21 protein-coding genes are annotated in these 21,851 nt (G+C 69.4%); 17 read left to right on the top strand and 4 right to left on the bottom strand.

Features of this window, described 5'->3' with window-relative positions:
• The first annotated feature begins 142 nt into the window (after window positions 1–142).
• The 8 genes from A5643_RS07055 (at window position 143) to A5643_RS07020 (ending at window position 7,714) form a co-directional block, all read left to right on the top strand.
• Window positions 143–1,384, top strand: a complete 1,242-nt coding sequence (locus A5643_RS07055) for an NAD(P)/FAD-dependent oxidoreductase (protein WP_066853370.1) — start codon at window positions 143–145, stop codon at window positions 1,382–1,384.
• Between the two features lie 42 nt (window positions 1,385–1,426).
• Complete coding sequence (locus A5643_RS07050; RefSeq protein WP_066853368.1) at window positions 1,427–1,879, top strand: GreA/GreB family elongation factor; 453 nt, start codon at window positions 1,427–1,429, stop codon at window positions 1,877–1,879.
• A gap of 55 nt (window positions 1,880–1,934) precedes the next feature.
• Window positions 1,935–4,112, top strand: coding sequence for an acyl-CoA dehydrogenase family protein (locus A5643_RS07045; protein ID WP_066853366.1), 2,178 nt, complete (start codon window positions 1,935–1,937; stop codon window positions 4,110–4,112).
• A gap of 64 nt (window positions 4,113–4,176) precedes the next feature.
• Window positions 4,177–5,913, top strand: coding sequence for a ubiquinone-dependent pyruvate dehydrogenase (gene poxB, locus A5643_RS07040; protein ID WP_066853364.1), 1,737 nt, complete (start codon window positions 4,177–4,179; stop codon window positions 5,911–5,913).
• A gap of 52 nt (window positions 5,914–5,965) precedes the next feature.
• Window positions 5,966–6,322: a carboxymuconolactone decarboxylase family protein gene (locus A5643_RS07035; RefSeq protein ID WP_066853362.1), complete on the top strand. Its 357-nt coding sequence runs from the start codon at window positions 5,966–5,968 to the stop codon at window positions 6,320–6,322.
• A gap of 17 nt (window positions 6,323–6,339) precedes the next feature.
• Window positions 6,340–6,609: a metal-sensitive transcriptional regulator gene (locus tag A5643_RS07030; RefSeq protein ID WP_066853359.1), complete on the top strand. Its 270-nt coding sequence runs from the start codon at window positions 6,340–6,342 to the stop codon at window positions 6,607–6,609.
• 27 nt (window positions 6,610–6,636) lie between these two features.
• Entirely contained in the window at window positions 6,637–7,038 is a 402-nt protein-coding gene (locus A5643_RS07025; RefSeq protein ID WP_066853357.1) for a DUF302 domain-containing protein, read from the top strand.
• Window positions 7,039–7,219: 181 nt separating this feature from the next.
• A complete protein-coding gene (locus A5643_RS07020) occupies window positions 7,220–7,714 on the top strand; it encodes a 2-isopropylmalate synthase (RefSeq protein ID WP_066853355.1) in 495 nt (164 codons plus the stop codon).
• Window positions 7,715–7,731: 17 nt separating this feature from the next.
• On the opposite strand, the gene A5643_RS07015 is transcribed toward A5643_RS07020, so the two are convergent.
• Window positions 7,732–9,207, bottom strand: a complete 1,476-nt coding sequence (locus A5643_RS07015) for a cytochrome P450 (RefSeq protein WP_066853353.1) — start codon at window positions 9,205–9,207, stop codon at window positions 7,732–7,734.
• Between the two features lie 124 nt (window positions 9,208–9,331).
• Here A5643_RS07015 and A5643_RS07010 point away from each other — a divergent pair, with 124 nt between their 5' ends.
• Both A5643_RS07010 and A5643_RS07005 read left to right on the top strand, forming a co-directional pair.
• On the top strand, window positions 9,332–9,991 hold the full coding sequence (locus A5643_RS07010; protein ID WP_066853422.1) for a TetR/AcrR family transcriptional regulator: 660 nt from the start codon (window positions 9,332–9,334) through the stop codon (window positions 9,989–9,991).
• Between the two features lie 37 nt (window positions 9,992–10,028).
• Window positions 10,029–10,889 carry an SDR family oxidoreductase gene (locus A5643_RS07005; RefSeq protein ID WP_066853352.1) on the top strand — a complete coding sequence of 287 codons (861 nt, stop codon included), beginning with the start codon at window positions 10,029–10,031 and terminating at the stop codon, window positions 10,887–10,889.
• Window positions 10,890–10,896: 7 nt separating this feature from the next.
• Here A5643_RS07005 and A5643_RS07000 read toward each other — a convergent pair whose 3' ends face one another.
• Window positions 10,897–11,787 carry an LLM class flavin-dependent oxidoreductase gene (locus A5643_RS07000; protein WP_066853349.1) on the bottom strand — a complete coding sequence of 297 codons (891 nt, stop codon included), beginning with the start codon at window positions 11,785–11,787 and terminating at the stop codon, window positions 10,897–10,899.
• Between the two features lie 454 nt (window positions 11,788–12,241).
• On the opposite strand from A5643_RS07000, the gene nrdH reads away from it, so the two are divergent.
• From nrdH to nrdE, 3 genes are all read left to right on the top strand, one after another.
• Complete coding sequence (nrdH, locus tag A5643_RS06995) at window positions 12,242–12,481, top strand: glutaredoxin-like protein NrdH (protein ID WP_066853347.1); 240 nt, start codon at window positions 12,242–12,244, stop codon at window positions 12,479–12,481.
• 82 nt (window positions 12,482–12,563) lie between these two features.
• Window positions 12,564–13,010, top strand: a complete 447-nt coding sequence (nrdI, locus tag A5643_RS06990) for a class Ib ribonucleoside-diphosphate reductase assembly flavoprotein NrdI (RefSeq protein ID WP_066853345.1) — start codon at window positions 12,564–12,566, stop codon at window positions 13,008–13,010.
• Window positions 12,977–15,145: a class 1b ribonucleoside-diphosphate reductase subunit alpha gene (gene nrdE, locus A5643_RS06985; RefSeq protein ID WP_082948779.1), complete on the top strand. Its 2,169-nt coding sequence runs from the start codon at window positions 12,977–12,979 to the stop codon at window positions 15,143–15,145. The genes nrdI and nrdE overlap by 34 nt, the downstream gene beginning before the upstream one ends.
• Before the next feature lie 101 nt (window positions 15,146–15,246).
• On the opposite strand, the gene A5643_RS06980 is transcribed toward nrdE, so the two are convergent.
• Window positions 15,247–15,852 (bottom strand): TetR/AcrR family transcriptional regulator, encoded by a 606-nt coding sequence (locus tag A5643_RS06980; protein WP_066853341.1) that lies wholly within the window; start codon window positions 15,850–15,852, stop codon window positions 15,247–15,249.
• 84 nt (window positions 15,853–15,936) lie between these two features.
• Here A5643_RS06980 and A5643_RS06975 point away from each other — a divergent pair, with 84 nt between their 5' ends.
• Window positions 15,937–17,034 (top strand): oxygenase MpaB family protein, encoded by a 1,098-nt coding sequence (locus A5643_RS06975; protein WP_066853339.1) that lies wholly within the window; start codon window positions 15,937–15,939, stop codon window positions 17,032–17,034.
• 9 nt (window positions 17,035–17,043) lie between these two features.
• Here A5643_RS06975 and A5643_RS06970 read toward each other — a convergent pair whose 3' ends face one another.
• Window positions 17,044–18,225, bottom strand: a complete 1,182-nt coding sequence (locus tag A5643_RS06970; protein WP_066853337.1) for an NAD(P)/FAD-dependent oxidoreductase — start codon at window positions 18,223–18,225, stop codon at window positions 17,044–17,046.
• Between the two features lie 166 nt (window positions 18,226–18,391).
• On the opposite strand from A5643_RS06970, the gene A5643_RS06965 reads away from it, so the two are divergent.
• The 3 genes from A5643_RS06965 (at window position 18,392) to nrdF (ending at window position 21,838) form a co-directional block, all read left to right on the top strand.
• Window positions 18,392–19,129 carry a TetR/AcrR family transcriptional regulator gene (locus A5643_RS06965; RefSeq protein ID WP_066853420.1) on the top strand — a complete coding sequence of 246 codons (738 nt, stop codon included), beginning with the start codon at window positions 18,392–18,394 and terminating at the stop codon, window positions 19,127–19,129.
• Between the two features lie 93 nt (window positions 19,130–19,222).
• Window positions 19,223–20,764, top strand: coding sequence for a flavin-containing monooxygenase (locus tag A5643_RS06960; protein ID WP_066853335.1), 1,542 nt, complete (start codon window positions 19,223–19,225; stop codon window positions 20,762–20,764).
• A gap of 99 nt (window positions 20,765–20,863) precedes the next feature.
• Window positions 20,864–21,838, top strand: a complete 975-nt coding sequence (gene nrdF, locus A5643_RS06955; RefSeq protein ID WP_156628597.1) for a class 1b ribonucleoside-diphosphate reductase subunit beta — start codon at window positions 20,864–20,866, stop codon at window positions 21,836–21,838.
• Window positions 21,839–21,851 lie beyond the last annotated feature (13 nt).

Raw genomic sequence — 21,851 nt, 5'->3', positions numbered from 1 at the left:
ACAACACAGAACAGCCACGCCGCTTCGGCGCCCGTGAACTGCGGTGTCGGGGCGGGCGGCCGGTGCGCCCACCCCGGCGGGACATCATGGGAGGGGGAGCCGGCGGCACCGGCCGCGGCCGCACTGCGAAGGAGGTCACCGGATGGCACACAGCGCCCCGCGCACCGCGATCGTGGTCGGTGCCGGCATCGTCGGGTTGTCGACGGCGTGGTTCCTGCAGGAACGCGGCGTCGAGGTCACCGTCGTCGACCGCACCGGGGTGGCTGCCGGGTCCTCGTGGGGCAACGCCGGCTGGATCTCGCCGGGGCTGACCATCCCGCTCAACGAGCCCGACGTGCTGCGCTACGGTCTGGCCTCGCTGTTCGACCCGACCGCGCCGCTGCGGATCCCGGCGTCGGCGAACCCGCGGATGTGGTCGTTTCTGGTGCGCTTCGCCGCGCACTGCCGGTGGTCGACGTGGCGACGCGCGGTGCGTGCCGCGGTGGCCCTCAACGAGGCCTCGCTGCCGGCCTACGACGTGCTCACGGCCAACGGGGTCGACGCGCCGCTGACCGAGGGCCCGATCACCGCGATCTTCGAAACCCGTGAGCAGGCCACCGGATTCGAAGACCAGCTGCGCCGGTTCACCGAGGCCGGCCAACCGGTCACCCACACCGTGCTGACCGGCCCGGCGGTGCGCGAGCAGGTGCCGCTGGCCTCCGACCGCATCACTACCGCGATCCGCGTCGAAGGGCAACGCCACCTCGATCCCGGCCGGTTCGTCCAAGACCTGGGCGACGCCGTCGTCCGGCGCGGCGCGACGCTGCGGATCGCCGAGGCCACCGAGGTGGGCTCACGCGCCGGGGTGGTCGCGGTGCGCTGCGCCGACGGCACCGAACTCACGGCCGACGTGGCGGTGCTGGCCACCGGGGCGTGGCTGTCGCGGCTGGCCGGCCGCCGGGTGCGGGTGCCGGTGCGGGCCGGGCGCGGCTACTCCTTCACCGTGCCCACCGACCGGCCCGTCGAGACACCGATCTACCTGCCGGACGCCCGCGTGGCCTGCACCCCGTACCGCGGCGGACTGCGGGTGGCCGGGACGATGGAATTCCGCTCGCCGGACGCCCCGGCCGTGCCCGCCCGACTGGATGCCATCGCTGCTGCCGCACAACCGCTGCTCGACGGGATAAACTGGGCCCAGCGCACCGACCTGTGGGTCGGTCCTCGGCCGCTGTCCTCGGATTCCCGGCCGGTCATCGGCGCCACGCCGGAACCAGGAATCTACGTAGCGGGGGGACACGGCATGTGGGGCATGGCGCAGGGACCGGCGACCGGCCGGTTCTTGACCGAGCTGATCACCACCGGCAAACTGCCCGCAGCACTGCGCGAGTTCGACCCGGTGCGTTAGCACCGACAAGTTTCCGGCGTACCTAAGAACGGAGAACACCTCATGACCGGCCCGCAATCCGTCTGGATGACTCGCAGCGCCTACGAACGGCTCCAAGCCGAGCTCAACGAGCTGCTCGACACCCATGATGAGGACGAATCGGTGGCGCTGGATCACCTGCAGGCCCGCAAGAGCCGAATCGCGCAGATCCGCGACCTGCTCTCGCACGCCACGGTCGGGGAGGACCCGCCGGACGACGGGATCGCCGAACCGGGCATGGTGCTCACCGTGCGCTTCGACGACACCGAGGAGACCGAAACCTTCCTGCTCGGGGTGCGCGACGTCGACCCCGGCGACATGGAGGTGTACTCCCCGCAGTCCCCGCTGGGCACCGCGTTGGCCGGCGCCCGGCCGGGGGAGCAGCGCACCTACCGGGTGCCCAGCGGCGCCTCGATCTCGGTGACCCTGCTCGCGGCGGTGCCCTACGGGCAGCGGTCCCCGGAAAAGCAGTCCTGACCCTTCGACCCGGCCCGCGGGGCTGATCCGAACCCACCGCTGCAAGGAGGCCCCGATGGGGATCGCGCTCACCGACGACCACCGCGAACTCGCCGAGGTGGCGGCCGATTTCCTGGCCGCGCAGAAGGCCCGGGCCGCCGCCCGCGCGCTGCTCGACGCCGACGACGAACAGCGCCCCGCGTTCTGGGACGACCTGGCGCGGCTGGGCTGGCTGGGGCTGCACATCGCCGAGGACCACGGCGGGTCCGGCTACGGGCTGCCCGAACTGGTCGTGGTGACCGAGCAGTTGGGCCGCGCGGTCGCCCCCGGACCGTTCCTGCCGACCGTGATCGCCTCCGCGGTGCTGGCCGCCGCGGGCAACGGCGAGCAGCAGGACCGGCTGCTGCCCGGGCTGATCGACGGCAGCACCACCGCCGGTGTCGGACTCGGCGGCGACGTCCGGGTCGCCGACGGGGTGGCCGCCGGGGACGGCGGCGTCGTGCTCGGCGCCGGGCTCGCCGACCTGTTGCTGATCGCCGCGGGCGAGGATGTCCTGCTCCTCGAGCGCGACCGCGCCGGGGTCAGCGTCGAGGTGCCGGAGAACCTCGACCCGACCCGCCGCTCCGGTCGGGTGACGCTCTCCGACGTCGCCGTCACCGACGCCGACATCCTGCCCGGCGCCCGCCCGGCGGCCCTGGCGCGCGCCCGGGTGCTGGTCGCCGCCGAGGCGGTCGGCGGGGCGGCCGACTGCGTCGACGCCGCCGTCGACTACGCCAAGGTGCGCCAGCAGTTCGGCCGCACCATCGCCACCTTCCAGGCGGTCAAACACCACTGCGCCAACATGCTGGTGGCCGCCGAATCGGCCACCGCCGCGGTCTGGGACGCCGCCCGCGCGGCCGGCGAGGCCGGCGACGACGCCGAAACCCAGTTCCAGCTGATGGCCGCGGTGGCGGCCACCCTGGCGCTGCCCGCCTACGCCCGCAACGCCGAACTCAACATCCAGGTGCACGGCGGCATCGGCTTCACCTGGGAACACGACGCGCACCTGCAGCTGCGTCGCGCGTTGACGTTGCGCGCCCTGTTCGGCGGGGACGCACCGGCACTGGACACCTTCGAACGCACCGCCGGGGGAGCGAGCCGCGCCAACAGCCTGGACCTGCCGGCCGAGGCCGACCGGATCCGCGAACAGGTCCGCGCCGACGCCGCCGTCATCGCCGCGCTCGACGGAGAAGCCCAGCGCGACAAGCTGATCGAGACCGGCTACATCATGGCGCACTGGCCCAAGCCGTGGGGTCGCGCCGCCTCCGCCGTCGAACAGCTGGTGATCGAGGAGGAGTTCGCCGCCGCCGGTATCAAACGGCCCGACTACTCGATCACCGGATGGGTGATCCTCACCCTCATCCAGCACGGCACCGAGTCGCAGATCGACCGATTCGTCGCCAAAGCGCTGCGCCAGGAAGAGATCTGGTGCCAACTGTTCTCCGAACCCGACGCCGGATCGGACGCCGCGGCGGTCAAGACTCGCGCCACTCGGTTCGACGGCGGCTGGAAACTCAACGGCCAGAAGGTCTGGACCTCCGGAGCGCATTACTGCCGGCGCGGGCTGGCCACCGTGCGCACCGACCCCGAGGCCGCCAAGCACGCCGGCATCACCACGGTGATCATCGACATGAACGCCGACGGCGTCGAGGTGCGCCCGCTGCGGCAGATCACCGGCGGCTCGGAGTTCAACGAGGTCTTCTTCAACGACGTGTTCATCCCCGACGAGGACGTCGTCGGCGAACCCAACACCGGCTGGACGGTGGCCCGCGCGACGCTGGGCAACGAGCGGGTCAGCATCGGTGGCGGCGGCTCCTTCCACGAGGGCATCGCCGAGCACCTGGTGACCCTGGTCGGCCAGCACCCCGACCGGGTGGCCGGCGCCAAAGTGCGGGTGGGCACCTACCTGGCCCACGACCACGCCTTGCGGCTGCTGAACCTGCGGCGCGCCGTGCGCACCCTGGAGGGAGCCGGCCCCGGCCCGGAGGGCAACATCACCAAGCTGACCCTCGCCGAGCACATGAGCGAAGGCGCGGCGATCGGCGCGGCCCTGCTGGGCCCGGAGGTCGCGCTGACCGACGGCCCGGCCGCCCTGGCCGGGCGGATGGTGATGGGGGCGCGCGGCATGGCGATCGCCGGCGGCACCTCGGAGGTCAGCCGCAACCAGATCGCCGAGCGCATCCTGGGGATGCCGCGCGACCCGCTGATCAAATAGCCGCCGAACGGGGTTGCGGCGGGTCGGGCTCTCTGGGAGTGTCCGATGCAGGAGGGCAGGTCCGATGGCCACCGTCGCCGATCACTTCGTCACCGCGCTGCAGCACTCCGGGGTGCAACGCATCTACGGGATCCCCGGGGACAGCCTCAACGGGCTGACCGACGCGCTGCGCCGCGCTGAGCACATCGCCTGGGAGCTGACCCGCCACGAAGAGAGCGCGGCGTTCGCCGCGGCCGCCGAGGCCGCGCTCACCGGCGAGCTGGCGGTCTGTGCGGGCAGCTGCGGGCCGGGCAACCTGCACCTGGTCAATGGCCTCTACGACGCGCAGCGCAGCCGGGTGCCGGTGCTGGCGTTCGCCGCCCACATCCCGCGCGCCGAGATCGGCTCGGAGTACTTCCAGGAGACCCATCCGCAGGACCTGTTCGCCGAGTGCAGCGTCTACTGCGAGCTGATCAGCACCCCGGAGATGGCGCCGCGGATCCTGCACCAGGCGATGCGGGCCGCCGTCGAGGAGCGCGGGGTGGCGGTGGTGGTGGTGCCCGGTGAGGTGTTCTCCGCCCGTGCCGCCGAGACCGGCTGGACCACCCGCCCGGTCACCGCCAGCAGCACCGTGGCCCGGCCCGACGACGCCGCGCTGGCCCGCGCCGCCCGCCTGCTCAACGAGGCGAGCCGGGTGACGATCCTGGCCGGAGCCGGGGTGGCCGGCGCCCACGACGAGGTCATCCGGGCCGCCGGGACGCTGGCCGCCCCGATCGTGCACGCGCTGCGCGGCAAGGAGTACATCGAGTACGACAACCCCTACGACGTCGGCATGACCGGCCTGCTCGGCTTCGCCTCCGGCTACAAGGCGATCGAGGAAGCCGACGTGCTGCTGATGCTCGGCACCGACTTCCCCTACCAGCAGTTCTATCCGGAGAACGCCACGATCATCCAGGTCGACATCCGCGGTCGGCACCTGGGCCGGCGCACCCCGATCGACCTGGGCCTGGTCGGCACCGTCACCGACACCCTGACCGCGCTGCAGCCGCTGCTGCGCGGCAACCCCGACCGCGGCCACCTGGAACGGTCGCTGGCCCACTACCGCAAGACCCGCAAGAGCCTGGACGCGCTGGGTGTCGACGACCGCGGCCGCACCCCGATCCGGCCGGAGTACGTCGCGGTCACCGCCGACCGGCTGGCCGCCGACGACGCGGTGTTCACCGTCGACGTGGGCTCGCCGGTGGTGTGGGCGTCGCGGTACCTGACGATGAACGGCCGCCGCCGGCTGATCGGGTCGTTCAACCACGGCAGCATGGCCGGGGCGCTGCCGCACGCGATCGGCGCGCAAAGCGTCGACCGGGCCCGGCAGGTGGTCGCCTTGGCCGGGGACGGCGGCCTGGCGATGCTCTTCGGTGAGCTACTCACCGTCGTGCAGAACCGGCTGCCGGTGAAGGTCATCGTGTTCAACAACTCCTCGCTGAACTTCGTCGAACTGGAGATGAAGGCCGCCGGCCTGGTCAACTTCGGCACCGAACTGGAGAACCCGGATCTGGCGGCGGTCGCGGTCGCGATGGGGCTGTTCAGCAGGCGGGTGGAGCAGCCCGGCGATCTGGAACCGGCGCTGAGCGCGGCGTTCGCCCACGACGGGCCGGCGCTGGTCGACGTCGTCACCGCCCGGCAGGTGCTGACCATCCCGCCGGCGATCAGCCTGGAGCAGGCCAAGGGGTTCTCCCTCTACGCCATCCGCACCATCCTGGCCGGCCGCGGCGACGAGCTGCTCGACCTGGTCACCACCAACGTCGCGCGCCGCATCCTGTCCTGACCGGGGGCGCCGCGACCTGGCGCCCGGATACCCCGAGGGGTATAGTTGGGGCATGACCTACCACGACGTCCTCGACGACCTCAACCCCCAGCACCGCGCGTTGCGCGCCCAGATCCCCGACGTCTACGAGGGGTTCGGCGCGCTGAGCAAGGCCGCCTTCAAAGACGGGGCGGTGCCGACCAAGTTCAAGGAGCTGATGGCGGTCGCCATCGGCGTGGTGCACGGCTGCGACGGCTGCATCGCCTCGCACGCGCGCGCCGCGGTGAAGGCCGGCGCCACCAAGGAGGAGGCCGCCGAGACGATCGGGGTGAGCATCCTGATGATGGGCGGGCCGGCCACCATCTACGGCGCCCGCGCCTACGACGCGTTCTGCGAGTTCGCCGACGCCGAGAAGGAGGCGGCCGGCTGAGCGCCGGGTGAGATGCGATGAGCGACAACCAGGAGAACATGACCGCGGTGCTCAACCGGCTGCGCCGCGCCCAGGGGCAACTGGCCGGCGTGATCACGATGATCGAACAGGGCCGCAGCTGCCGCGACGTGGTCACCCAACTCGCCGCGGTCTCCCGCGCCCTGGACCGGGCGGGGTTCAAGATCGTCGCCTCCGGGCTGCGCGAGTGCATCGCCGGCACCAGCAGCGGCGACGACGAGCCGCTGACCGAGGAGGAACTGGAGAAACTCTTCCTCACCCTGGCGTGAGGACCACCCGAGACGAAGGAGGACCCCATGGCTGTGGCGTTGACGACCACCGTGCGCACATCGTTCGACGAGGCGGTCACCCGCACCCGCGAAGCGCTGACCCAGCAGGGCTTCGGCGTACTCACCGAGATCGACATGAAGGCGACCCTGAAGGCCAAGCTGGGCGAGGACATGGAGGACTATCTGATCCTGGGCGCCTGCAACCCGGGCCTGGCCCACCGCGCGGTGAACGCCTACCGCCAGATCGGGGTGCTGCTGCCGTGCAACGTGGTGGTGCGCCGGGATCCGGCCGCCGCCGACACCGTCATCGTCGATGCGATGAACCCCGCGCTGATGGCCGATCTCACCGATGTGCCGGAGGTGCGCGCGGTCGCCGAAGAGGTCACCGGCCTGCTGCAGAACGCGCTGCAGTCGATCGCGGCCACGTGACGCCCGCGCGGCGAATCCGGTTGCCGGGCATGGGGCCGGCGGCTAGGCTCGATGCCGTGTCATGGTTGCGTGATCGGCTTGTAGTAGCCAGTACCCGCAGCGGGGTCTGATTCGGACCGACCCCCCGCTGCGGGTCGGACGCTTGCCCGTCGGTCACCCTCCAATCCGAGGAAGCCGGCACATGACCAGCCGTTTCATCCACTCCAGTCCGTCGACCGACGCCAACACCTGGTTCCTCGACCGGTTCGGGGTGTCGCTGCCGCGCGGCCTGCGCGAACAGGCGGCCGCCATGGACTGGGGGCGGTTCGTCACCACCTACGGCTATCCGTCCGGCTGCTCCGGGCCGCTGCGGCTCGGGCAGTGGTCGCGCGGGCGTACCCGCTCGCTGGGCTCCTGCCGGTACCGCGCCACCATCGCCCACGGCGACAGCGTCCGCACCGACACGGCGGTGGCGAGCGGGCCGATCGCCGCGGTCACCGCGATGCTGCACGAGCACGGCGTGACCGTGGAGACGGTGCGGTTCCACCAGATGCGCTCCGGCGACGGGCACACCGTCACCTTCGTCTGCGGCAGCGACGGCATCCGCACCGAATGGGCGATGGGCTGGGCCCGCGACGCCACCGAGTCGGCGCTGCGCGCGGTGATCGGTTGCGCCAACCGGCTGCTGGCCGACTGAGCGGACCCGAGCCCGGCTCAGAGCTTGCGCAGCACCATCGGCATGCCGTCCATCGGCAGCGGCATGCCGCCGTAGTCCCAGCGCGGCTGGTAGTCCGGCCGGGCCAGCTCCAGCCGGTACTGCCGCAGCATCCGGTGCAGGATCGTCTTGACCTCCAGGCGGCCGTAGACCATCCCGATGCACTTGTGCGCGCCGCCGCCGAACGGCGCCCAGGCGTAGCGGTGCTTCTTGTGCTCCTCGCGCGGCGGCAGGAACCGCTCCGGGTCGAACTTCATCGGGTCGGTGTAGAGCTCGGGCAGCCAGTGGTTGGCGCCCGGCCAGATCACCACGTTGGTGCCCGCCGGCACGTAGTAGCCCATCAGGTCGGTGTCGCGGACGGTCTGGCGCATGTTGAACGGCAGCGGGGTGACCAGGCGCAGCGATTCGTCCATCACCAGGTCGAGGGACTGCAGCGATTCCAGCGTCTCGATGTCCAGCGGGGCGTCGCCGATGCGGTCGGACTCCTCGCGGCAGCGGTCCTGCCACTCCGGGTGGGCGGCCAGGTGGTAGGCCATCGTGGTCACCGTCGAGGTGGTGGTGTCGTGGGCGGCCATCATCAAAAAGATCATGTGGTTGACGATGTCCTGGTCGGTGAAGCTGTTGCCGTCCTCGTCCTCGGCGTGACACAGCGCGGTCAGCATGTCGGTGCCGTCGGAGTGGCGGCGCTCCTTGACCCGCTGCTCGAAGTACTCCTCGAGCACCTTGCGGCCCTGCAGGCCCTGCCACCACTTGAACGGCGGCACCCCGGTGCGGATGATCGCCCCGCCGGCGCGGGTGGTCTTCTCGAACGCCTTGTTGACCTTGGTCAACAGCACATGGTCGGTGGAGGGGTCCTGGCCCATGAACACCACCGAGGCGACGTCGAGGGTCAACTCTTTCATCGCCGGATACACCAGGAACCGCGGATCGTCGGTCGGCCAGTCCCGCACGGTGGCGCTGGCGACCTGGTCCATGTCGGCGACGTAGCTGGCCAGCTTGGGCCGGGTGAAGGCCTGCTGCATGATCCGCTTGTGGGCGAGGTGCTCCTCGAAGTCCAGCAGCATCAGACCGCGGTCGAAGAACGGGCCGATCACCGGAAGCCAGCCCTTCTGCGAGTAGTCCTTCTTCCGGTTGGCGAACACGGTCTGGGTGGCGTCGGGGCCCATCGCCACGATCGAGGGCAGGATCGGCGAGTCGGCGAACGTGACCGGCCCGCGGGTCTCGTAGAGGAACTTCGGGTATTCCGGGCCGCCGCGGAACATCTCGATGATGTGACCCAGCAGCGGCAGGCCGGAGTCGCCGCGGATGGGCTTGAGGTCGCTGCCCGGGGGCGGCTCGGCGAGCGTGTGCTGCTTCCAGTTCACGTTCAGCAGCGCCTTTTCCAGCATCCCCATGCCGGGGATGGTGTTGAGCGTCGGGGTGAACCGGCGCTTGGCCTGGTCGAGCAGGTAGTGCGGGGTGCTGATGGTGGCCATCGACGCTCCTTGGGCGGTGAATGGGTCGGAGAGGGCAGCAGGGCGTGCCGGCTGTGGTGGCCGTCACTCATTCGCTATCCCACCCCGAAATTTGACGCCTGTCAAGTTTTGCCCGCGGTGCGCCCTGGTGCATGGTAGGCAGGTGAGCATCGAGCAGCGGGCGAGCGCCGCGGCGCCGCAGCGGCGCGGCGACAAACAGCGACAGGCGATCCTCACCGCGGTGCGTCAACTGCTGGAGGAAAGGCCGCTGGCCGAGCTGTCGGTGAGCGCGATCAGCGACCGCGCCGGGGTGGCGCGGTCGGGCTTCTACTTCTACTTCGAATCCAAATACGCGGTGCTGGCCCAGATCATGGCCGAGGCCACCGCCGAGCTCGAGGAGCTCACCGCCTTCTTCGCCCCGCGCGGCGAGGACGAGACGCCGGCCGCGTTCGCGCGGCGCATGGTCGGCAGCGCGGCGCTGGTGTTCGCCCACAACGACCCGGTGATGATGGCCTGCAACGAGGCCCGCTACAGCGACGCGCAGATCCGCGAGATCCTCGACCAGCAGATCGACACCATCGTCGACCAGATCATCGCGATCGTGCGCGCCGAGATCGCCGCCGGCACCGCCCACCCGATCAGCGACGACATCCCGGCGCTGGTGCGCACGCTGGGCGCCACCACCGCGACCATGCTCTCCGGCGACACCACGTTTTTGGGGCCCGACGCCGACGTCAGCCGCGGGTTGCGGGTGCTCGAGGCGCTGTGGCTCAACGCGCTGTGGGGCGGCCAACTCGCCGATTAGTCCCTGCGCGCACCGGGGGCGACGATATCGTCGGCGGATGGCTGTCAAGGACTTTGCGGGTAAGAGATGTTTCATCACCGGCGCCGCCAGCGGCATCGGGCGGGCCACTGCGCTGGCGCTGGCCGCCGAGGGCGCCGAGCTGTTTTTGACCGACCGCAACGCCGACGGGCTGGCCGAGACGGTCGCCGACGCCCGGGCGCTGGGCGCCCAGGTACCGGCGCACCGGGTCGTCGACATCGCCGACCACGACGACGTGGCCGCGTTCGCCGCCGACATCCACGCCGGCCACGGCGCGATGGACGTGGTGATGAACATCGCCGGGGTCTCGGCGTGGGGCACGGTGGACCGGCTCAGCCACGATCAGTGGAGCCGGATGGTCTCGATCAACCTGATGGGTCCGATCCACGTCATCGAGGAGTTCATCCCGCCGATGCTGGCGGCCGGGCGGGGCGGACAGTTGGTCAACGTCTCCTCGGCGGCGGGGATCGTGGCGCTGCCCTGGCACGCCGCCTACAGCGCCTCCAAATACGGGCTGCGCGGGGTCTCCGAGGTGCTGCGCTTCGACCTGGCCCGCCACGGCATCGGGGTGTCGGTGGTCGTGCCCGGCGCGGTGCGCACCCCGCTGGTCAACACCGTCGAGATCGCCGGGGTGGACCGCGACGATCCGCACGTGCAGAAGTGGGTGGACCGGTTCAGCGGCCATGCGGTCACCCCGGAGCGGGCGGCCCGCAAGATCCTCGCCGGGGTGCGCCGCAACCGGTTTCTGATCTACACGTCGGTGGACATCCGTGCGCTGTACGCCTTCAAGCGGGTGGCCTGGTGGCCCTACAGCGTGGCCATGCGCGGGGCCAACCGGTTCTTCGCCCGGGCCCTGCTGGGGCCGGCGGCGCGCGGCTGACCGGCGCTCAGCCGCGGCGCTCGGCCACCGCCGCGCGCACCGCGGGCACCACCTCGGTGGCGAACCGCCGGACCTGGCCGATGTCGTCATCGGGGGTGCCGAACAGGAACGTGTCCATGCCGGTCCGCACCGCCAGGTCGGTCAGCGCGCCCACCCAGTGCTCGACGGTGCCCTCGAACGGGTCGTCAGCCGGGGTGTCGCCGATCGTCCCGAACACGTTGTAGGCCCGCACGATCGAGGCGGGGTCGCGGCCGGCGGCGGCTGCCCCGGCGTCGATGCGCTCGTGCATGCCGGGCAGCTTCTCCGGCGGGAAGTAACTGTTCGACGGCACCCAGCCGTCGGCGCTGCGGCCCAGGAACTCCAGCAGCCGCGGCCCGCCGACCCCCAGCCAGATCCCCATGTCGTGGGCCGGCGCCGGCCCGGGGTGCACCCCGGCCAGCTGGTAGTGGCGTCCCTCGAAGCGCACCGAGCGCTGCCCCGACCACATCAGCCGCGTCACCTGCACGGCCTCCTCCAGCGCCTCGGCGGCCGCCCGCGGGGTGCGGTCGGCGCCGCCCATCGCCGCGATCGCCGGCCAGAAGGCGCCGGCGCCCAGCGCCAGCTCGAACCGGCCCCCGGAGATGACGTCGAGGCTGGCCGCGGTCTTTGCCAACACCGCCGGCGGGCGCAACGGCAGGCTGGCGACATCGGGGAACACCCGCACCCGGCGGGTGCGGGCCAGCAGCATCGGCATCAGCGCCCAGGTGTCGAGGAACTTCGCCTGGTAGGGATGGTCCTGCACCCCGATGAGCTCGAGGGATTCGTCGGCGATCTCGGCCAGCGCGAACGAGTTGTCCAACAGGTCGACCGCGGGGGAGACGAACAGGCCGAACTGCAGGGGGCGGCCGTAGTCGGTCATGGTGGCACTCCTCGCCGGTTCTCGACGGCACCCGACCTGGGTGAGGTCCCCGCCAGCCTACCGGCCCGGAGTTTGCTGAGGGTCGGGATGGCGGACCCCGTGCGTCGCGAATGTCCGACCCCGGTGGTAATTGTGATCAGCGGCACGAAACAGATGCAGTGTGAGCTGCGACACGCCGGAGGCGGTGCCTGTGGAAAGCTTCCGACCAGGGAATTTCATGAATGTTGTTCAGAACATCTTGTATCCCTTCCCGTTGTCACCCACTAGGTGTAGTGTTCACAGTGCCGCCGGGCCCGACGAAGACCGGGTCGTTCGGAACCGGGGAGAAGTCCCCGGCCTCCGGGTCGGCGCGGCCCCGCCAGCCCGGGGATTCACCGCCCGACGGTCCGCTGACCAGCGGTGCGGACGCAGTGTTTGATAGTTGCTCAACCTTCCAGCGAGGAGTCGTTCGACGATGAACATCACCGTGTACACCAAACCGGCCTGCGTGCAGTGCAACGCCACCCACAAGGCGTTGGAGAAGGAAGGCATCGCCTACCGGTCGGTGGACATCTCGCTGGACTCCGAGGCCCGCGACTACGTGATGGCGCTGGGGCACCTGCAGGCTCCGGTGGTGGTGGCCGGCGACGACCACTGGTCGGGCTTCCGCCCGGACCGCATCAAGGCACTGGCCGCGACGGCGCTGAGCGCCTGAGCGCGGCCGCCGCGATCCGTCGGCGGCGATCCGGGGTAGTCACACGTCGAACAGCCGGCACGAGTCACGGGAGGGGCAGCAGATGGGCAACCGCCTGGTGTACTTCTCCTCCGTCTCGGAGAACACCCACCGTTTCATCCAGAAACTGGGTCTGCCGGCCACCCGGATCCCGCTGCACGAGCCGATCGAGGTCGACCAGCCCTTCGTGCTGGTGGTGCCCACCTACGGCGGCGGGCGGCGCGCGCCGAGCGTCACCGACAGCGGCTACGTGCCCAAACAGGTCAAGAAGTTTTTGAACAACGAACACAACCGGGGGTTGCTGCGCGGGGTCATCGCCGCGGGCAACAACAACTTCGGTGCCGAATACTGCTACGCCGGCGAGGTCATCTCGCGCAAGTGCGGCGTGCCCTACCTCTATCGCTTCGAACTCATGGGAACCCCCGACGACGTGGAAACCGTTCGTGCGGGATTGGCTGATTTCTGGAAGGACGAGACATGCCAGCGACTGTCGCAGCTGCAGAGCCGGTAACCACCACGGCGCCCAGCGCGGGTAACGAGACCGATTACCACGCGCTGAACGCGATGCTGAACCTCTACGACGCCGACGGACGGATCCAGTTCGACAAGGACGTCGCGGCGGCCCGGCAGTTCTTCCTGACCCATGTCAACCAGAACACGGTGTTCTTCCACAACCAGGACGAGAAGCTCGACTACCTGATCCGGGAGAACTACTACGAGCGTGAGGTGCTCGACCAGTACTCCCGCAACTTCGTCAAGACGCTGCTGGATCGCGCCTACGCCAAGAAGTTCCGGTTCCCGACGTTCTTGGGCGCGTTCAAGTACTACACCTCCTACACGCTGAAAACCTTCGACGGCAAGCGGTATCTGGAGCGGTTCGAGGACCGGGTCGTCATGGTGGCGCTGTCGTTGGCCAGCGGTGACACCAAGCTCGCCGAGCGGCTGGTCGACGAGATCATCGACGGCCGGTTCCAGCCGGCGACGCCGACGTTCCTCAACGCGGGCAAAAAGCAGCGCGGCGAGCCGGTGAGCTGCTTTCTGCTGCGTATCGAGGACAACATGGAGTCGATCGGCCGGTCGATCAACTCCGCGCTGCAGCTGTCCAAGCGCGGCGGGGGAGTGGCGTTGCTGCTCACCAACATCCGCGAGTACGGCGCGCCGATCAAGAACATCGAGAACCAGTCCTCGGGCGTCATCCCGATCATGAAGCTGCTGGAGGACTCCTTCTCCTACGCCAACCAGCTCGGCGCGCGCCAGGGGGCGGGCGCGGTCTACCTCAACGCGCATCACCCGGACATCTACCGGTTCCTGGACACCAAGCGGGAGAACGCCGACGAGAAGATCCGGATCAAGACGCTCTCGCTGGGCGTGGTGATCCCCGACATCACCTTCGAGCTGGCCAAGAAGAACGAGGACATGTACCTGTTCTCGCCGTATGACGTCGAGCGGGTCTACGGGGTGGCGTTCGCCGACATCAACGTCACCGAGAAGTACTACGAGATGGTCGACGACCCGCGGATCCGCAAGCACAAGATCAAGGCGCGGGAGTTCTTCCAGACCCTGGCCGAGCTGCAGTTCGAGTCCGGCTACCCCTACATCATGTTCGAGGACACGGTGAACCGGGCCAACCCCATCGAGGGCAAGATCACCCACTCGAACCTGTGCTCGGAGATCCTGCAGGTCTCCACGCCGTCGCTGTACAACGAGGACCTGTCCTACGCCAAGGTGGGCAAGGACATCTCCTGCAACCTCGGTTCGCTGAACATCGCCAAGGCGATGGACTCACCGGACTTCGCCGAGACCATCGAGGTGGCGATCCGCGCGTTGACCGCGGTCAGCGACCAGACCAACATCTTCTCGGTGCCCTCGATCGAGCAGGGCAACAACGACTCCCACGCGATCGGGCTCGGGCAGATGAACCTGCACGGCTACCTGGCGCGCGAGCGGATCTTCTACGGGTCCGAAGAGGGCATCGACTTCACCAACATCTACTTCTACACGGTGCTCTATCACGCGCTGCGGGCGTCGAACCGGATCGCGATCGAGCGCGGCACCCACTTCAAGGGTTTCGAGCGCTCCGCCTACGCCAGCGGTGAGTTCTTCGACAAGTACACCGAGGGGATCTGGGAGCCCAAGACCGACAAGGTGCGCACGCTGTTCGCCGACGCCGGCATCCGCATCCCCGACCAGAACGACTGGCGCCGGCTCAAGGAATCGGTGCAGGCGCACGGGATCTACAACCAGAACCTGCAGGCGGTGCCGCCGACCGGGTCGATCTCCTACATCAACCACTCGACGTCCTCGATCCACCCGATCGTGTCGAAGGTGGAGATCCGCAAGGAGGGCAAGATCGGCCGGGTCTACTACCCGGCGCCCTACATGACCAACGACAACCTGGAGTACTACCAGGACGCCTACGAGATCGGCTACGAGAAGATCATCGACACCTACGCCGCGGCCACCCAGCACGTGGACCAGGGGCTGAGCCTGACGCTGTTCTTCAAGGACACCGCCACCACCCGCGACGTCAACAAGGCCCAGATCTACGCCTGGCGCAAGGGCATCAAGACGCTGTACTACATCCGGCTGCGGCAGATGGCGCTGGAAGGCACCGAGGTCGAGGGCTGCGTGTCCTGCATGTTGTGACCTCGACGCCGAGCGTGCACGGGCTGCGAAAAGGCGCGACGATTCTCGCAGTCAGAACACGCTCGGCGTCCTGAGGTCCGGCTTCGGGCGTGTCCTGCGCCTCACCGCGCCGAGACGTTCGCCGGGCGCACCATAGCCAGCGCCAGCGGCAGAAGATGCTGGCGGGCATAGCGTTCCGCCTCGGCGCGGCTGGTCAACGGTTCGCGCACCCGCTGGGTGAGCACCAGTGAGTGGGTGAGGCGGACGAAGATCTCCGCCAGGCCCGCCGGATCGTCGATCTCGACCCCGCCGTGGCGGGCGGTGTCGGCGATGTGGCGGGCCAGATAGTTGGTCGCCAGCTCCAGCGCGGGCCCCGCGCCGGTGGTCAGCGCCGGGAGCACCGCTTCGGGGTCGGTCTGCAGGGTGCGGCTGAGCATCGGATGGGTGCAGACCCGCCAGTAGATTCCGGTGAACCCGGCGACGAACCGGTCCTCGTAGTCGTCCAGTGCGGCCACCTCGGCGTCGACGGCGGCGAAGATGGCATCGGTCACCGTGCCGAGCGTGGCCACCAGCAGGTCTTTCTTGGTCGGCCAGCGTCGGTAGACGGTCATGTGCGACACGCCGGCGCGTCGGGCGATCTCCTCCACCGATGCACGGCGCACCCCGAAGTCGAGGATCGCCTGTAGGGCCGCGTCCAAGATGCGCTCGCCGGTCCCGTCGACAGGCATGTCCCCATCGTCGCACAGGAATGCTTCCCTCCGACGAGTGATGATGTTAGCGTTCAGTTAACGCCCTAACATCGGGAGGTTGCGATGACCGAGCTGCTCACCGACATCGACCCGCCGGTCGAGGCCGCCCCAGACAACGACGAGACCGACGGTCTGCACCTGCTCGAAGGCCCCGGCCTGCGCCCGGCGGTGATGGCCGACTTCCGCAAACACATCGGCAGCGTGCTGACCGGCGTGTTCGGCGGAGTGCTCTTCGACGAGGTGGCCCGCGTCCCGATCGCCGCATCGGTGGACCACACCGGCCGGTTTCGGGAGAACTTCACCGACCGGGCGTTGCGCAGCGGCTTCAGCGGGCAGGTGATCCTCGCCGACGCGCAACAGCGCCGAACACACGCCCAATGGCTCAAAGACCGCCACCGCGACGTCCGCGGCACCGGCATCGGCGAATACGACGGCGTGCGCTACAGCGCGCTGGACCCCGACCTGTGGCTGTGGATCATCGCCAGCGCGGTGCACGCGATCCTGGTCGCCTTCCCGGTGTGCACCGGAAACAGCCTGCGGCCCGCCGAGGAAGAAGCCGCCTACCAGTACTTGCGCCACCTCTTTTCCGACCTGGAGTTGCCCAGCAAGCGGGGCAAACTGCCCGCCACCTTCGCCGAATTCGCCGCCTACTACGACCAGACGGTCACCACCGAGTTGGAGGCCAACGGTTTCCTGCGCCACCAGTTCGCCACGCTGACCCGCCTACCGCTGCCCAACCTGTTGCTGCCGAAATGGATGCGCCCGGTACTCACTCCGCCCTGGCTGGTGCTGCGCCCGCTGGCCGGCCACGTGGTGCAGGTCTGTTCCGCCAAGACCATGCACCCCGACGTGCTGGCTATGATCGGGTTCGAGCTCAAGCCGCGCCACGACATCGAGTTCACCGTCTACAGCACCGCGATGCAGTTGGCCTGGCGGCTGCTGCCGGACCGGCTGAAACTCGAACCCATCCATTACAACCGGGTGCGCCTAGACGGTTTACGCGCCCGCCGCGGCGACACCCCGCGCAGCCGCGCCCGCTACGAGCGGGCGGCGCGGCGGCTGCAGCGGCAGAACGCTTGGCTGGCACGCTTTTACGACCGCTACGGGTTGGAGTCGTTCGCGGTCCCGGGGGGCCGCACCGGTACCTGCCCGTTCGGATGACCGGCTGGCTCAGTAGCTGTGCGCCGGCCCCTGCGCCTTCTTGTACAGCGCCTTGAGCACCCGGTCGCGGAACGCCGCGTTGTCGATGAGCCGCACCCCCGCGTCGGCGACGTGCGGATAGCCCAGCAGTTTGTGGAAGTAGCGGCCGCGCCGGTACTCCCGGCCCCACGCCTCCTGCATGCGCTGGGCGTAGTTGGTGAAGTCGTCGGGTCCGGCGTTGGTCAGCGCGGCGACGGCGCACTCGCCCGCGGCCATCCCGGATTCCAGGGCCTTGGAGATGCCGGCGCCGCTGGCCGGCTTGCCCGCGCCCAGCGCGTCGCCGGCGAACAGCACCCCGGGTCGCCAGGGCGGCCAGGCGGTGAAGCCCATCGGCAGCCGCCAGGCGCGCACGCTTTTGGACTTCTTCAGCTCACCGATGTCGGGCAGCTCCCACTCGCGTGGCAGCGTGCCCAGGAACTCCCCGAGAAACGCCGTGGCGTTGATCGCCTGCCAGTTGCGGTAGCTGTTGACGTAGCCCAGCCCGATGTTGAACCGGCCGTCGCCCATCGGGAACACCCAGCCGTAGCCGGGCAGCTGGTCGCCCTCGAAGCGCAGCCGAAGGTAGATGTCCAGGCTGTCGGAGTCGGGCCGGTTGGCGTCCATCTCGGCGCGGATGGCGATCGCGGAGTAGCCGTTGTAGGCCGAGTCCAGTTTCAGCGCCCGTTTGATGGGGGAGTAGGCGCCGTCGGCGGCGATCACCGCGTCGGCCAACACCTGCTCGCCGCCCTTGAGGCTCACCCCGGTGACCCGGCCGCGGTCGTCGAGGACCGGCCCGGCGACCTCCGCGGCTTCGCGGACCTCCGCGCCGGCGGCCGCCGCGTGGCGCAGCAGCATGGTGTCCAAGGTGGTGCGGCTGACGGTGCGGCCGTGATCGGGCATGCCCGGGCGGCGCGGGAAGGACAGCTCCCAGTGGCTGGGGCTGTACACGCAGACCCGGTTGACCCGGTGGAAGGTCGCGACCTCCTCGGCCAGCCCCATCTTCTGCAGGTAGCTGACGGCGCGGGCGGTCAACCCATCCCCGCACGGCTTGTCCCGGGGGAACTGCGCCTTGTCCAGCAGCACGACACTGGCCCCGGCCTGGCGGGCCTGCCAGGCAGCCGCCGACCCGGCCGGCCCGCCGCCGACGATGGCCAGGTCGTATCGCTGTGTCACCGGTGTTCAGCCCTTCCGAGATCGATCGCGGGCCCTACGCTACCGAGGCGAGGGTGCCGGAGAAAAACCGAGCCTGCGCCCGCGCCGCCCGGTGACGCGGTGTCTCGGCAGGTCAACCCGGCTATAGCCACCGGCGCGGCCGGTACGGGCGAGTACAGTGTGGGACGTGCGCAGACCGGCCCGGCCCAGCCCCGCCGAGCGGCCCGACGGCAAAGTCGACGCCCGGCGGGAGCGCTGGCGTGAGCACCGCAAAAAGGTGCGCGCCGAGATCGTCGACGCCGCCTTCCGCGCCATCGACAAGCGCGGACCGGAACTGAGCGTGCGGGAGATCGCCGAGGAGGCCGGCACCGCCAAACCGAAGATCTACCGGCATTTCACCGACAAGTCGGATCTGTTCCAGGCGGTCAGCGAACGGATGCGCGACATGCTGTGGGCGGCGATCTCCTCGGCCATCGACGTGACCACCGACTCCGCCGAGGAAGTGATCCGCAAAGGCGTGGAACAGTACGTCGGGCTGGTCGAACAGCACCCCAACGTGCTGCGGTTCCTGCTCCAGGGGCAGTTCACCGAGCAGTCGTCGTCCACCCTGCAGGCGCTGCAGGAGGGCCGCGAGATCATCCTGGCGATCGCGGAGATGTTCAGCAACGAACTGCGCGAGATGCAGCTGGACCGCGACGCGATCGAGTTGGCCGCGTTCGCGACGTTCGGGTCGGTCGCCTCGGCCACCGACTGGTGGCTGGGCCGCGACGCCGGCAGCGAACGCCGGATGGCCCAGGACGTCTTCGTCGAGCACCTGAGCACGATCCTGTCCGGCACGGTGACCAGCACCGCGGCGGTGCTGGGCATCACCATCGATCCCGGTCAGCCCATCCACGCCGCGGTCCCGCGGCGGGCCGCCAGCTAGCCCCTGGCACGCCGGTCCACCGTTGACAGCGGACGGCGCGCGCGGCCACACTGAGAATTATCCGGTACCGCAGGTCCCAGGAAAGGGTGCGCCATGACCGTCACCGAGCAGCCCGCCGACTCCGCCGCGCCCGACCGGCCGGTGGTGCAGACCGGCGCCCTGATCATCGGCACCGGCTTCTCCGGGCTGGCGATGGGCATCGCCCTGCAACGGCGCGGCATCGACTTCCTGATGCTGGAGAAGGCCGGTGACCTCGGCGGCACCTGGCGCGACAACACCTATCCCGGCTGCGCCTGCGACATCCCCTCGCACCTGTACTCCTACTCGTTCGAGCCCAAACCCGACTGGGAGTACCTGTTCTCCTACCAGGACGAGATCTTCGGCTACCTCAAGGGCGTCGCCGACAAGTACGGCCTCCGCCGCTACATGGTGTTCGACTCCCTCGTCGACCGCGCCCACTGGGACGACGACGAGTACCGCTGGCATGTCTTCACCACCGACGGAAGGGAATTCGTCGCCCGCTTCCTGATCTCGGCGGCCGGCGCGCTGCACATCCCGTCGGTGCCCGACTTCGCCGGGCTCGAGGACTTCCGCGCCGGCGGCGGCGCGGCGTTCCACTCCGCGCAGTGGGACGACAGCGTCGAGTTGACCGGCAAGCAGGTCGCGGTGATCGGCACCGGGGCCAGCGCGATCCAGATCGTGCCGGAGATCGTCGACCGGGTCGGCGGCCTGCAGCTCTACCAGCGCACGCCGGCCTGGGTCATCCCGCGCACCAACGAGGCGATCCCCGAGCGGCTGCGCCGCGTGCTGACCGTGGTCCCCGGCGCCCGACTCGCGCTGCGCACCGCGATCTACTGGTTGCAGGAGGCCGTGGCGGTCGGTATGACCCGCTGGCCGGGGCTGCTGCGCATCGGAGAAGTGTTGGGCCGGTGGAACATCCGCCGCGGCGTCACAGACCGGGCGCTACGGCGCAAACTGACCCCGCGCTACCGGCTGGGCTGCAAACGCATCCTGAACTCCTCCACCTACTACCCGGCGGTGGCCGATGCGAAGACCGAGCTGATCACCGAGGGCATCGACCGGTTCACCGCCGACGGCATCGTCACCGTCGACGGCACCGAACGCCACGTCGACGTGGTCGTCTTCGCCACCGGGTTCCACGTCAGCGACTCCTACACCTACGTCGACATCAAGGGCAGCGACGGGGAGAACCTGGTCGACCGGTGGAACGCCGAGGGCATGGCCGCCCACCGCGGGGTCACCGTCGCCGGCATGCCCAACCTGTTCTTCCTGCTCGGCCCCAACACCGGGCTGGGCCACAACTCGATGGTGTTCATGATCGAATCCCAGGTCCACTACGTCGACCAGGCGATCGCCGCCGCCGAGAAGGCCGGTGCCCAGGCGCTGACCCCGACCCGCTCCGCCCAGGACCGGTTCAACGCCGAGCTGCAGCGCCGGCTGGCCCGCTCGGTGTGGAACACCGGCGGCTGTTCCAGCTGGTACCTCGACGCACACGGCAGAAACCCGGTGCTGTGGGGCGGCTACACCTGGCAGTACTGGACCGCCACCCGCCGGCTGCGCCCCGCCGAATACCGGTTCCTCGGGGTCGGGCCGGCCGCCCGGTCGCATCGCTGAGCCCGACACGGCAACACAACGTGTTGTGTTAGCCGAACTTGTCGGCCCCCAGGGGTAGTGTCGTCAGGCACGGGTATCGGCGTTCGAAGTGGGGTAGCGGTGAGCGGACAAGTGAAGCTGATCGATCGGGTCTCGGCGATCAACTGGAACCGGGTGCAAGACGAGAAGGACCTCGAGGTCTGGGACCGGTTGACCGGCAACTTCTGGCTGCCGGAGAAGGTGCCGGTCTCCAACGACATCCAGGCCTGGGCGACGCTCACCGACAAGGAAAAAGAAGTCACCATGCGGGTGTTCACCGGGCTGACCCTGCTGGACACCATCCAGGGCACCGTCGGCGCGGTCAGCCTGATCCCCGACGCGCTGACCCCGCACGAGGAAGCCGTCTACACCAACATCGCGTTCATGGAGTCGGTGCACGCCAAGAGCTACAGCCAGATCTTCTCCACGCTGTGCTCGACGACCGAGATCGACGAGGCGTTCCGCTGGTCGGAGGAGAACACCAACCTGCAGCGCAAAGCCGAGATCGTCATGCGCTACTACCGCGGTGACGAGCCGCTCAAGCGCAAAGTGGCCTCCACCCTGTTGGAGAGCTTCCTGTTCTACTCCGGCTTCTACATGCCGATGTACTGGTCCAGCCGGGGCAAGCTGACCAACACCGCCGACGTCATCCGGCTGATCATCCGCGACGAGGCCGTGCACGGCTACTACATCGGCTACAAGTACCAGCGCGGGCTGGCGATGGCCGACGAAGCCAAACGCCAGGAACTCAAGGACTACACCTACGAACTGCTCTTCGAGCTCTACGACAACGAGGTGGAGTACACCCAGGACCTCTACGACGACATCGGCCTGACCGAGGACGTCAAGAAGTTCCTGCGCTACAACGCCAACAAGGCGTTGATGAACCTCGGCTACGAGGCGCTGTTCCCGCGTGACGAGACCGACGTCAACCCGGCCATCCTCTCGGCGCTGAGCCCCAACGCCGACGAGAACCACGACTTCTTCTCCGGGTCGGGCTCCTCGTACGTGATCGGCAAGGCCGTGGTGACCGAGGACGAGGACTGGGAGTTCTGACCCCACCCCGGCT

The organism is Mycobacterium sp. 1274756.6 (genome assembly GCF_001668625.1).
Taxonomy (GTDB): domain Bacteria; phylum Actinomycetota; class Actinomycetes; order Mycobacteriales; family Mycobacteriaceae; genus Mycobacterium.
This window is presented reverse-complemented; position numbering and strand designations above follow the sequence as displayed.